Origin of the sequence: Kitasatospora sp. NPDC051164 (genome assembly GCF_044455625.1) — a bacterium.
In the GTDB taxonomy this organism is placed as follows: Bacteria; Actinomycetota; Actinomycetes; order Streptomycetales; family Streptomycetaceae; genus Kitasatospora.
This window is the reverse complement of the sequence record NZ_JBITFB010000067.1, coordinates 15,994-27,909: the sequence shown is the minus strand read 5'-3', so window position 1 is coordinate 27,909 and position 11,916 is coordinate 15,994. Positions and strand designations below refer to the sequence as shown.

Genomic DNA, 11,916 nt, shown 5'->3' with positions numbered 1-11,916 from the left:
CGGTCTGACAGCAGAGCTCGAACGGCTCCGGCGAACGGAGTGCTCACCCGCTGGCGGCTACGGACCGTAGTCTCCCTCACGGCCCGTCGGGTCCCGTTAGGCGAAGAGCTGAAGTCCGGATCTGCTCTGCTCGATGTGGGCTTCACGGCGGTCGGCACTGTGGTGCTCGACCGGGCTCATATGAGGAATTGTCAAGACCTGTGGTTCGGGGGTTCGCGCCGTTGGCCGGGGTGCCGGGCGGAGTGTCTTTTATGGCCGTTGCGAGGGCAGCGGCCGAAGCTCGGGCCAGCGGGTGAGCATGCTCTCGCGCATGGCCGCGGCGAGCCGTCCGAAATCCTTCAGCTCGCTGCTCCCGGTGGCCATCTGGCTGACGGCCCGGAGACGGTGTGCCAGCCGCTGGCGGGCGGTCGCGGTGCCCCACTTCCAGTCGCGATTCGGGATTTTGCCCAGGTGGTCGATGGTCCCGCGCTGGGCCCGCTGGACCAATGCGTCGCCCCGTAGCAGCCAGCCGGCGCATGCGTCTGTGAGATCGTCTTGGACCTCGGTGCCGGTCGCGCTGCGCCATGCCGTCCGGTAGGCGGTCTCTGCTGCGTCGAGCAGTACCTGAGGCGGAGCGGTGGCACACCAGCAGGTCGGGAAGCCGATGCGTAGGTAGGCGAGTTCCACGAGCCCGTTGCCCAGGGAGGCCTGTTCGAAGTCGATGAACCTCACGCCGCCGGCGGTGTGCATGTCGTTGCCGGGACAGGGATCACCGTGCAGCAGGGCATGGCCCGTCATCCAGGTCAGGCGGTTCACCAGGCCGTCCAGCTCAGTTCGCGCGCCGGACGGCACCACCACGCCGAGCGTCTGGGCAAGCCTGAGGAAAGAGTCGGCGTCATCCTGAGTCGGGCCCGACCAGGTCGGAAGACTGTCCGTAGCGTCGGCGCGGGTGGCCGCATGGAGCCGGGCCAGCGCTGACGCGTAGTCCACGATCCAGTCCTCGCGCGGCTCCTGGTGGTCCAAATGTTCCAGGACCAGCACCCGTTCGCCCGGATCGGTGGCGAGGAGCATTGGCACCACGGGCGGGTCGACCTTGGACGCGAGTTGCAGGGCCGTGACCTCGCGGGCATACCTCTCTGCTGCTTCCGGGCCGTCGATGAGCTGCTTGACTACCACGGATGTGCCCGACAGCTCGGCCCGCCACACCCGCGATCGCGGGCTGCTGCCCAGCCTGCGGGCCCGTCGGGGCGAACCCAGCTCAGCCCTGAGCTTCTCCCCGAAGGGCAGTCGTGACCACATGCCCTCATCCTTCCACACGTGAATACATTTGCTGTCAGAGCGAGTTGGAGGATCGGCCAGTTCACCCTGCAGCTGGGGCAGGCGCTCGGTATAGATCTTGTTCATGCGGCGGTGAGGGCTTCGGGGCGCTCGATGAGCTGGCCACGTTCGAAGCGGGCTCCGGCACGGACGAGTGGAACGAAGTGGGCGCCGTTGACCGAGCGCCACCGGGCCTGGGCGGACTCGACGAGCTTGAAGACCGGGACGAAGTCTCCCGAGGAGAGGCCGTGCAGGTAGGGCAGTGGCAGCACCTCGGCGATCTTCGGGGACTTGCGGCACCAGGGCGGCAGGATCGCCGAGGAGAACCGCTTGCGCTCGCCGGTGGCGTCGTCGACGCGCTTGTCGTTCACCCGCGGGGCCTTGACCTCGATCACACCCGCGGCGGTGGTGACCTTCCTCGGCTGGTGGTAGCCGTTGCGGACAACCAGGCGGCGCCCGCTCTCGCCCTTCTCGTGGGCCAACTCGGCGATGTAGGCGTTGACCTCGGCTTCCAGTGCGGCGGCCGGCATCCGCCTGGCGCCCTCGCGGACGATCTCGTCCAGCGGGCCTCGGTAAAGGGCGATCTCGAAGGCGTCGACGGCCCGCTAGGTCAGGGCTTCGTAGGCGAGATTGTCGAGGAGGTCGGTACGGCTGTCGCCGGGCATCGGCAGAGGGTGGGTCACTGGGCTGCTTTCCCTTCTGGCGGGGTGGCGGTTCAACGGCGGCCGCCACCAGTGGTGGGGGCCGGGCAGAGGGCGTGCCGGGGACGTCGGAACGGGAGGCCGTCCCGGCCGTGGCGGGCCGGGACGGCGCTACGGGGCGGGTCAGCCGGTGACGGTCTCGGCGTGCCGGGTGAGGGCGTCCAAGAGCGCGGTCTGCTGCTCGGTCAGCTTCCCGTCGGTGCGGGCCTTGTCCTGCTTGCGCAGCCAGGCGCCGGGCCGAAACGCCGGGTCGTCACCGAGACCGGTGCGGTTGGCGGGGCCGTCCAGGGTGCCGCCGGCGGCGAGGTAGGCGAGCAGGCGACGGTACGAGCGGCTCCGACCAAATCCCAGGCCGGCAGACCACACTCCCCGTGTGCCTGGACGATGCGCTCCAGGGACGCGTACGTGGCATACACGGTCACCGGCACGCCCGGCCGCGCAGCGGCGACCAAGTCCGCGATCCGCGGGCCTTGCTGGTGACCTGGGCGTGGACGCGGCCGCCAGCCTCGGCGCTCTCCAGCGCCTCCTCCCGGGAACAGGCCGCCACCGCCAGGCCTCGGCGCCCGCCCTTCAGCGACCAGGACTCCGCCGTCTGCTCCAGCAGCTCGATCGTCGGCACCAGCACCAACACCCCGCCACGCGCGGCCACGCGCCGCGCGCACCCGGCCGCGATCAGCGTCTTCCCGGATCCGGTCGCCGCCACGACCGTCGCCCGGCCGCCGTCCTTCACCTCGCGCACGGCGGCCGCGACCGCGTGCTTCTGGAACCAGTGCAGCGGCAACGGGTTCACCCGACCGGCGGCGGTGGTGCCGGCGGTCGGCTGCGCCGGGAGCGGGAGCGCCCGGGCGGGCAACGCGGCAGCATCGGCGATGGTCGTGGTGGTCGTGGTGTCCACGGCAGTGCGTCTCCTTCTGTGACTGAGCGCTCCAGTTGGCCAGTTGAGCGTCAGCCGGGCATGGCTTAGACAGATTTGCGGTAATTGAGCCTATTTGGGTGGCTTAGCGTGCGTGTCCACTGACCGCATCCCGAATACTATTGACAGCAACCACCGGTTTCCGAGATGCATGTCATTGATCCAAACGGCATTTCAGGTTGATCGAGAGCGAGGGGCCTTCATGCGACAAGATGCCGGCCAGCAGACCCGCGTGTTCGTGTCTTACTCCCGCCAAGACTCCCGGTTCGTCGCCTGGCTCGCCGAGCAGCTACAAGAGCGGGGATTCCTCGTCGACTACGACCTGTCGACCGACGACCGACTGGGTATCAACACAGGCATCTCAGCCGAAGATGCCTGGTGGACCCGCTTAGAAGAGATGATCACTGCGGCGGACGTCGTCGTCTTCGTCGTGTCTCCCGACTCTGCGCGCTCGCGGATATGCGATGAGGAGATCGCGTTCGCCCAAGCACTCGGGAAGCGGCTGATCCCCGTTCTCTGCAGGCCCATCGACTACGAGAAGGCGCCGCCACGCCTCGCGGCGCTCAACATGAAGGTCAGCTTCATGGAGGTGGGCGAACAGCACGATGCAGAATCCCTGCAGTTGCTGACGGACGCGCTCCGCCATGACGTGCGCTGGTACCGCATGGCCACACAGGTGACCGCCGCCGCCAGACGGTGGGACACGGCTCGGAGGCCGACCAGCCACCTACTGCGCGGCAGCGCGCTGCAGGAGGCTGAGGAATGGGCGGCACGCAGACCCACCGAGGCCAGCCTCTTGTCCGATGTCGTGCTCGACTTCCTGCACCTCGGCCGAGAGCAGGAGGAGGAAGTCCGCTTGATCTCTGAAATCCAAGGCGCCAGGCTGGACGAACTGCGCGAGGTCGTCGAGCCTTACCTGCTGGCAGAGATCCGGCTCCGGGAACGGCGCGCAAGCTTTGTCCACCCGTTCCATATCGACGAATTCAGGCAGATGACCGCCTATCTGAAGTCCCTGCTGAAGATCGAGGCCAAGAAGTGGCACCCGGAACGCCCTGTACACGTCCGGGTGACCGGGGCTAGGGACGGTTACGCAGACATCTACCAGTTCCCCTGCTGCGGGAAGTATGCCAGCGAATTCGGGGCGCAATATCCCCCGCAGTTCAGCAGCGAGGGCTGCCGGGATGTCCCCGAAGCCATCCGTGCCAGACCGGCCAGGACACCCAGCGACTGGCACCAAGGTTCAATACTGCTCCAACTCCTGGGCGAGGCAGAACCGCCGCAAGCCGATCAGCTCTCGGACTGAACTGGCCAACTCACCTGCTCAGTGGCCAAGTGAAGCGCTCAGTCACACCTTCGTGTGCCGGGTCAGGCGGGGCAGCTGGTGCTACTCGGGGATCCAGCCGCGGACTTCCAGGTACTGGATGTCGGCGCATCGACGGCGCGGCCGGTCTCCACCAGCCAGGCCCGATCGCCTCGGTGACGTCGCCGTGGTGCTCGGCGACCCGCTGCGACCACTCGGCGGCGTCGAACCCGCCCGTGGACGCGGAACCGTAGGTGCGCTCCTCGGTACCGTCCGCGCGCGGGACGAACCCCGGAATCGGCGATCCGCTGTCCACGCGGGCGCTGGCCGCCGCAGAGCACGGTGGCGGCCACCTACACGAGCCCGCAAGCGGCCCGAGAAGCGAATGGTTCTGTGAGGCGGTCGCGGTGCCGGCCGCCGCCGACCAGCCGCTGAAGGTGCGCGCCGAAACGTGGGTCTCGTACGACGTGCCGGTCATCACGGTCCTGGAAGTCGACCTCGGCCTGCCCTGGCCGAGCAGCCGCGACGGAGAACCGATCCGGCTCGGTGACCTGCCGGTCGACCGGTGCGGCATGGTCCTCGGGGACTCCCGCGCCCTCGACTCGTTCGTCGGACTGCCGGGTGAGTCGATCGACGGGCTCGCCGACGTCACGTACTGGGGGAAGTACGAGGACGACGCCCACGCCCGCTTCGGCGGCGAGCGGACACCCCAGTACGGCGGGCAGGGGCCCTATGGGCGGCTCGATCTCCCCCTGCACGAAGCCCACGAGTTCGCCGACCAGCTCCAGAGCTGGCTGTCGAAAGGGCCCCGTGTCGGCCTGGTGGTCTCCGTGGACGCGCACACCCACTTCCACTTGCTCGACCGGGCCGGACAGACCCACCCCTGCTCGCCGGGCAGATCGAGATCGACGGATGCCAGGTCCTGGGCCTGGGCTGGGACCCGGGCGACCACTCCATGCGCCACCATGGCGAACGAGCCTGGAACCAGGTCTACGCGGTCACCCTGGAACAGCGCGGCACCACCACCCTGTTGCGCTGGACCATTCCCGCAGAAGCAGAAGAACCCGAACAGGCCGAAACCTGACGCACCCGGCCAGCCGTGCAACGGCGGAGTGGTCGCTTGAGCCGGGACACGGTAGTTGGAACCAACGTGGTGTGGTGACCTGGACGTTTTGACCTTGCGGGACACGTTTGTTGGAACCATCTGGTCGTGCTTCTTGCAACCTGCGGTGGATTGCCATTCATGTTGGAACCAGTTCCGAACATCCCGGGCCCGCGGCGTCCGTGGCCGCTCTCCTACTCAGGTTGAACTGGCCTTGTCGGCCCCCGCCTCAGTACAACGCGGCGATGGCGGCCACGATGGTTTGCTGTCCGACCTGGCTGATGGGTCCGGCGTCATGCAGGACCCGAGACGGGTCCTGCCGCCTTTTTCAAGGCGATCGGAACAGCTCGTCCAGGTGATGGGTGAGGATTGCCAGCGCGGCGTCGCCGGTGCGTTGGCCACCCAACACGCTCGAGCCGAGGCCGTTGACCATGGCCAACAGTCCGGCGGCGGTCATCTCGGGGTTCTTGCCGGAGTCGATCTGCCTGACCTCCTGGGCCGCGCGGATCTGTTTGGTGAGGAAGCCCTCCAGCAGCTCTGGCAGCCGCGCGCCGTGCTTCTCCAGCACCTCGGGGTCACTGAGCACCAGCGTGTAGTAGGCGGCGTAGGTCCTGGTGATCCGGCGGCTTTCCGGATCGGTCGGCAGGATGCACGACAGGACCGCGGTCACGATGCCGCGCGGCGTGGGCGGGGATCCCGCCGCGCTGATCCACTGCTCCATGCGGGCCTGAAGTTGGGCACCGAGCCTGGCCAGCGCGTCGAGCAGCAGCCCTTCCTTGGTCGTGAAGTAGTACTGCACCAGCCGCAGGGAGACGCCGGCTTCGGCGGCGACCGCCCGCATGCTGGCCGCCTGCAGGCCCTGGGTGTCGGCGATACGCAAGAGCGCCTCGGCGATCTGTCGTCGACGTTCCTCGTGATCGACCTGCACGCTCATCGACCTGCCTCTCGTGGTACACCCGTATCATGTCGTGATACACACGTATCATGCGAATCAGCCAGTTCAAGAACAACCGGGCCCAAGACCGATTCCGCACCGCCTACGAGCGGACACTTGCGGAACTGTGGCCTGGGCAGCGGACGGCGCTCGACCTTCCGACCACGTTCGGGACCACCCGCGCCTACCGGACCGGACCGCCAAGCGGCGAGCCGATCATCCTGCTGCCCGGCGCGGGCGGAAATGCGCTGATGTGGTACCAGTACATCGACAAGCTGGCCCAGCACCGCCCCGTCATCGCCGTCGACACGATCGGCGAGCCCGGCGCGAGCGTGCAGACCGCCCCCATCGGCAACGGTCGGGACGGCGCTGCTTGGCTGGACGAACTCCTGGCCGCACTGGAGGTACCGGCCGCCCACGTCGTCGGCTGCTCCTACGGGGGCTGGCTTGCGCTGAACCACCAGATCCACCGCCCCGGCCGCACCGCCTCCCTGACCCTGCTGGATCCCGCGGGCTTCGCCGGCTTCGGACCCCGGTTCTACGCCTGGCTCATCGCCGGCGGACTCGCCGCAGCCGCACCGCGCTCGCTCCGCCCCCGCCTGGCCCGCCTGGTCGGCAACAGCGCCATCCTGGAGAGCGAACTGATGAGCCTGATGCGCGCATCGATTGGATTCCGCCGAGCACTCCCGGTGCCCCCGGTCTTCTCCGACGAGGAACTGCGCGGCCTGCGCGTTCCCGCGCTGTTCCTACTCGGGGCGCGCAGCGCCATGCACGACTCGCGTGACGTCGCCGGCCGCCTGGGCAGGCTTGTGCCCTCGGCCCGGGTGGAGATCGTGCCCGACGCCGGCCACGCGCTGCCGACCGACCAGCCGGACCTGGTGACCGACCGTATCCTCCACGCCGTTGGCCCTTAGGCAAGACGAGTCTGCCTGCAGGGCCATGGGCCGCCACCCTTACAGGAGACACCTCCACCGGGGTTCAGGGCGGTGATAGCCGGAGTGGTCAGGTCGGGTGTTGGCCAGGTTCCGGGAGACGCCTACGCGGTTTGGGTGCCCCCGGCCGACGCTGGCGCTGGCCGGGGGCCGTTCGGTATGCCCCTGGTGTGCTGTTCCCTGCACGCACTCGATAGCTGACCAGCGGGGTTGACGTTATGCTGTCATGCGGTCTACGGACCGTGTCAGGGGATTGTGGGGGGATCATGGCTAGTGATGGTGTCGGGACGGGCTTCGGTGCCCATCCGGAGAAGCTCGGGGACGCGGGCGACAAGCTGGTGGCGGCCAGTGGGGACGTGGGGGGGGTGTCAAGGAGACCCTGGGCAAGTTGACTATGTCCGACTCTGCCGTTTTCGGTGACTACGCCGGTCACGCGGCGAAGGCGTTCTGGTCGGCGTGGCAGGACGAACTGCAGGTGAACGTCGACGCACTGTCGGATCTGGGCGGCAAGGTGCACACCACGGCGGCCAACTACGCCAAGGCGGACCACGGCGTCCAGCAGCAGTACCAGCAGGGGGCCTGAGCGTGCCGGATCATGATGCGCATCCGCTCGGTGACGACAAGGGCGGCAGCCAGCTGCAGCGGGCCGAGAGGCTGAAGAAGACCATCGACGAGTCTCACGGCATGTGGGGCGCGGGCGACTTGAAGTACGCCGTGCACGACGCCCTGCAGCTGGCCGCACCGAAGGGGGACTCCGGCAAGCTCGGCGAACTGGCCGCCGCCTACAACACGGCCAGCAGCCAGGTGGACCAGATCCAGATGAAGGCGGCGCAGGTCAGCTCGCAGCATCTGCCCGACGCCCGGACCGGGCAGGTCGGCGAGAAAGCCGTCGAGGTGGTCAAGGCCTCCGCCGACGACCTCGGCCGCTGCCGAGAGATGCTGGGCAAGGGCCGGGACCAGCTCAAGGCGCTGGCCACCGCGCTGAGCGAGGCGCAGACCCTACACGGACAGGGCGCAGCGCCGCTGAGCGAGGCGCTGAACCTGCTGCACGACATCACCGTCTCCGGCGCGCCGGACCCGTTCCACTGGGACGACGACAAGATGCACCGCGCCCACGCGAAGGCGAAGGAGGGCATCAAGTCGATCTACGATGCCGCGGTGAAGGCCGAGAACGCGGCCGCGCCGCCGCCCGGGAGCTGCACGCGCTGGCGGACAAGGCGCTGGCCGGCAAGTTCAAGAACAAGGGGCTCGGCGCGGAGGACAAGCTGGTCATCGCCGATGCCGCCCTCGACGGCAACCAGGGCAACGGTGGCATCCTCACGGCCAATGACGTGACGCGGGCCGGCCAGTTCATGGACAAGATGAGCGACGCCGACCGCGCCCGCTTCGACCAGCTGCTGGCCGGCACCAAGTCGGCCGAGGAGCGCGCCTACCTGATGAAGGCCCTGGCCGCCGGGCACAGCTACGACGAGATCAAGGCCTTCGACGACCAGATCCACGCCCACGGCGACGACCCCCGCTGGCTCACCGAGCGGATCGCCCCCGTGCAACTCGAAGCGGTCTCAGCCCAGACAGCGGGGACCGGCTACAAGGGCGCCAGCTGGGACCAGGGCCAGCACGACACCTGCGTGGCCGCCTCGACGGTGACCGCCCGGGCGATGGTCGACCCGCTGTTCGCCTTCCAGCTCACCACCGGCGGCCACCCGGACGACCCGGCGTACGACAACGGCCCGGCCTCGAAGGAGCGGTGGGAGAAGGAGACCAACCCGGTCTACGACACCCGCTCATTCATGCACCTCTGGAAAGGCGGGATGTGGGACTGGGAGTCCCAGAACATCGCCGACGACGAGATCGCCAAGCACACCGGCGCGGAGTACCACGACGTGGACCTCGACAGCCACGACAAGCGCCAGAACGCGCTGGCCGAGATCGATCAGAAAATCGACGAGGGCAAACCCGTCCCGCTGTCCGTCCACGGCGGAACCCTGCTCAACCCCCACGGCCACCAGATGATGATCATCGGGCACCGGGGCGACCAGCTGGAGATCTACAACCCCTGGGGCTACACCGTTTGGGTCAGCGAGAGCGACTTCGTCAACAACCACATGCAAGGCGCCTCCGACGACAGGCACCCCGAAGTCCGAAGCGTGCGAATGCCCAAGTGAGGCCCCAAATGAGCACCCCACAACCCCAAAGCGACAGCCAGCTGGCCGAACTGGACATCGAGATCCTGCTGCGCTTCGGCCTCCCGAACCCGGGACCGCACCGCTCCACCCTGTTCGGTGACGGCGTGGTGGCCGCCGCGATCACTCTCGACCGGCTCGGTGTCATGCCGCGCGCCCTGGTCTTCCTCGGCGAGGTGGTCCGCTCCGGCGGCACCCGCTTCGCGGCCGGCCTGCCCGAACCGCTGCCCGGACCGGCGGCCGACGTGGCCCGCGGCTGGCTGACGGCCGCCGCCATGGTCGTGCAGGACCCGACAGGCGACCAGCTGGTCGCCCGCTGGCTGGAAGCGGTCGCCGCCGTGCTCGCGCTGCGCGTCACCCACCGAGAGGCGAACTCATGAAAAGGCAGTGGCGCCGAGCCCTGCTGGCAGTAGCCGCGGTGTTGGCTGTCGCGGCCACCGCGGGCGCGGTGGCCGTCCACAAGATGACCACCGGCAAACTCGACCACGGCACCGTATTCACCCAGTCCTCGGGACAACTCAGCGTCAAAGCCGGGGAGTTGTTCTCGATCGAGGTGTTCGCCTACCGGGAGGCGGGCGACAACTGGACCATGGCCACCCCCGCCCCCGACCCGACCATCGTGAAGGCCACCGGCGACGAATACGTCGACAACTTCGGCATCAAGGACCTGCCCGTCCTCGGAGGAACAGGCAACCTCGGCACCGGCGGCCAGTACTACTTCACCTTCCGCGCCCAGAACCCCGGCAGCACCACCATCACCGTGCACGTGCCGTACCGCGACGAGCTCGGTGGCACCTTCTCCGGCGGCCCGCAGCAGACCAGGCGCCAGTTCACCATCGACGTTCACTGAGCCGCCATGGGCCTGCCCGCCACCATCGCCCGGGCCCGGAATTCACACTGCCACCCATGCCCGCTCCAAACGCCCCCACCGCAGGCCAGGGCTAGTGAGTCTCACTCTGGGTGGTCCGTTCGGGTGGCGGCGGGGTTCGGCGGCGGGCGGGCGGAGTCCTCGGCATGACGACTCCCCCGGACCCGCCGCCATTTGGCCAGCACACCGCGTCCGCGCCGGCCTCCCAGGCCCGCGCCGGATGGATGCCGGCCCCGGCCCGGCCAGGCGGCGGCCAGTGCTACCGGACCTGGGCCCTGACGCCGGGCGGGATGGTCGTCCGGACGCCCTGGCACGAGCCCGCCAAGGCGAAGAACGCGGGCTCTTACGAGATGGTGCGTGATTGCGGTGGGGATGTGCTGGCCTGAGCTGCGGCTCGGTTCAGGTGGTGGCGGTGCGGTCGGAGACCAGGCCGGCGACGGCGAGGTAGGTGTCCGGGAGCGTGTTGCGACGGTGGGTCCAGCGGGTCAGGCCCTTCCATCGTTTGTGGTCGGCGAGGGCGTGTTCGACCGGGATGCGTTGGGAGGAGTGCTGGTGGCGGGCCCGCTCGCGGGCCTCGTGGACTTCCGGTGGGCAGATCTTCAGCTCGGCCGCCTGGGTCCGTACCACTTCCCGGCGCTCACGTCCCGCAGCGGTCAGCCCGCCCCCATCCGCATATCTCACACACCACCGGATACAGCCAACGCTCCAGACCCATCAGAGACTTCGCAAAGGTTCACCCTGACGAGCCGAGGTCAGAATAGCGGCATGGTGCAGCTCAGCGCCTGTGCCGCTGAGGCTAGTCCGTGCAACACGTGTGGCGCTATCGCTGGATCGAGTGACCCCGGCTCCACCTCGACCCCGCAGAGCTATGCCGATAGTCCTGAGGGAAATACCGGCACCCGAAGATGCAGCTAACAGTGGTGGTCCCTGAACGACAGCTCGACGCCACTGAGGCCTTGACAGGTACAGCCGTGACAGGATTCTGGAGGAAAGCCGACCGCCAAATCACCCCGGGCCGCGTTCGGAGGCGCACCGATATCCTCAAATTCCAATAAGATGAGCGCGCTTGGGATTTGGAATCCTGGGGTGGGCCCACCATCGCCTAAAGTATCGGCGGGGCGCAGCCGGGCGCCAGATTCGGTCGCACGTGCGATTCCCTGACGTGGGCAGAGAGCAGAAGACCTTCGAGTACACCGATGACCTGATCGCGGCGCAGCGGGCGCTGGTGGCCGTGCAGGCCGAGCGCCGCGCGTTCGACCCGGGGCGGCGACCTGGAGGCCGTCCGGCAGGGGCGGAGCGAGGAGCAGCTGGCCTAGTCCGCCCGCCTGGAGGAAGCGGAGCGGCGAGCCTCCCATGCGGTGTGGGCTGACGAGTACTGGGCCGCTCTGTCCGGCGAGGACCGGGTCACCGCCAGCACATCGACAATGAGCCGACCGCGGCAGCGGCAGCGTAGCGAAGGCCCGCGCCGCAGACGGAGGTTGACGTTCGCGTCCACGCTGTGGCCGACGGGTCGAGGGCGGCGCATCAGGCAGGGGCGGCCACGGGCGCTCGGAGGCTTGCCATCGCGGGTGCGGCAGACGAGTAGTGGGGGGGGGGGGCGGGGGGGGGCGGCCCCCCCCCGCCCCGCGGCGCCCCCCCCCCCCCCCCCAAATACGAGCAGGAGGGCGCGGGGTGTAAGAAATAAGAG

General features: G+C 68.6%; 13 protein-coding genes and 2 pseudogenes. 9 read left to right on the top strand and 6 right to left on the bottom strand.

From position 1 onward, the window contains the following. Positions 1–249: 249 nt before the first annotated feature. The 4 genes and pseudogenes from ACIBEC_RS46070 to ACIBEC_RS46055 all read right to left on the bottom strand — a co-directional run bounded on the left by ACIBEC_RS46070 (position 250) and on the right by ACIBEC_RS46055 (position 2,892). Positions 250–1,278, bottom strand: a complete 1,029-nt coding sequence (locus ACIBEC_RS46070; RefSeq protein ID WP_360509923.1) for an aminoglycoside phosphotransferase family protein — start codon at positions 1,276–1,278, stop codon at positions 250–252. Between the two features lie 230 nt (positions 1,279–1,508). Beyond that, positions 1,509–1,880 (bottom strand): annotated as a pseudogene (locus ACIBEC_RS46065) (transposase); the annotation flags it as partial. Positions 1,881–2,120: 240 nt separating this feature from the next. Next, entirely contained in the window at positions 2,121–2,363 is a 243-nt protein-coding gene (locus ACIBEC_RS46060) for a helicase associated domain-containing protein (protein WP_360509908.1), read from the bottom strand. 52 nt (positions 2,364–2,415) lie between these two features. Next, positions 2,416–2,892 (bottom strand): DEAD/DEAH box helicase family protein, encoded by a 477-nt coding sequence (locus ACIBEC_RS46055; RefSeq protein ID WP_360509909.1) that lies wholly within the window; start codon positions 2,890–2,892, stop codon positions 2,416–2,418. Positions 2,893–3,112: 220 nt separating this feature from the next. Between ACIBEC_RS46055 and ACIBEC_RS46050 the strand changes: the two genes are divergently transcribed. Next, the gene (locus ACIBEC_RS46050) at positions 3,113–4,213 is read left to right on the top strand and encodes a toll/interleukin-1 receptor domain-containing protein (RefSeq protein ID WP_360509910.1); all 1,101 of its coding nucleotides are present in this window, start codon (positions 3,113–3,115) and stop codon (positions 4,211–4,213) included. A gap of 404 nt (positions 4,214–4,617) precedes the next feature. Continuing rightward, positions 4,618–5,334 (top strand): hypothetical protein, encoded by a 717-nt coding sequence (locus ACIBEC_RS46045; protein ID WP_360509911.1) that lies wholly within the window; start codon positions 4,618–4,620, stop codon positions 5,332–5,334. A 306-nt stretch (positions 5,335–5,640) separates the two neighbouring features. Here ACIBEC_RS46045 and ACIBEC_RS46040 read toward each other — a convergent pair whose 3' ends face one another. Beyond that, the gene (locus tag ACIBEC_RS46040) at positions 5,641–6,246 is read right to left on the bottom strand and encodes a TetR/AcrR family transcriptional regulator (protein ID WP_360509912.1); all 606 of its coding nucleotides are present in this window, start codon (positions 6,244–6,246) and stop codon (positions 5,641–5,643) included. Positions 6,247–6,296: 50 nt separating this feature from the next. On the opposite strand from ACIBEC_RS46040, the gene ACIBEC_RS46035 reads away from it, so the two are divergent. From ACIBEC_RS46035 to ACIBEC_RS46005, 7 genes are all read left to right on the top strand, one after another. After that, the gene (locus tag ACIBEC_RS46035; protein ID WP_360509913.1) at positions 6,297–7,160 is read left to right on the top strand and encodes an alpha/beta hydrolase; all 864 of its coding nucleotides are present in this window, start codon (positions 6,297–6,299) and stop codon (positions 7,158–7,160) included. Between the two features lie 412 nt (positions 7,161–7,572). Continuing rightward, entirely contained in the window at positions 7,573–7,761 is a 189-nt protein-coding gene (locus ACIBEC_RS46030) for a hypothetical protein (protein WP_360509914.1), read from the top strand. Positions 7,762–7,763: 2 nt separating this feature from the next. Further along, a complete protein-coding gene (locus ACIBEC_RS46025; RefSeq protein WP_360509915.1) occupies positions 7,764–8,513 on the top strand; it encodes a hypothetical protein in 750 nt (249 codons plus the stop codon). Beyond that, on the top strand, positions 8,510–9,343 hold the full coding sequence (locus tag ACIBEC_RS46020) for a hypothetical protein (RefSeq protein ID WP_360509916.1): 834 nt from the start codon (positions 8,510–8,512) through the stop codon (positions 9,341–9,343). The genes ACIBEC_RS46025 and ACIBEC_RS46020 overlap by 4 nt, the downstream gene beginning before the upstream one ends. Before the next feature lie 8 nt (positions 9,344–9,351). Beyond that, positions 9,352–9,741: a hypothetical protein gene (locus ACIBEC_RS46015; protein ID WP_360509917.1), complete on the top strand. Its 390-nt coding sequence runs from the start codon at positions 9,352–9,354 to the stop codon at positions 9,739–9,741. Beyond that, positions 9,738–10,211, top strand: a complete 474-nt coding sequence (locus tag ACIBEC_RS46010) for a protease inhibitor I42 family protein (RefSeq protein ID WP_360509918.1) — start codon at positions 9,738–9,740, stop codon at positions 10,209–10,211. Before ACIBEC_RS46015 ends, ACIBEC_RS46010 begins: the two co-directional genes overlap by 4 nt. A gap of 164 nt (positions 10,212–10,375) precedes the next feature. Next, positions 10,376–10,615 (top strand): hypothetical protein, encoded by a 240-nt coding sequence (locus ACIBEC_RS46005; protein ID WP_360509919.1) that lies wholly within the window; start codon positions 10,376–10,378, stop codon positions 10,613–10,615. A 13-nt stretch (positions 10,616–10,628) separates the two neighbouring features. Here ACIBEC_RS46005 and ACIBEC_RS46000 read toward each other — a convergent pair. Next, positions 10,629–10,817: pseudogene (locus ACIBEC_RS46000) on the bottom strand (hypothetical protein); the annotation flags it as partial. Positions 10,818–11,916 lie beyond the last annotated feature (1,099 nt).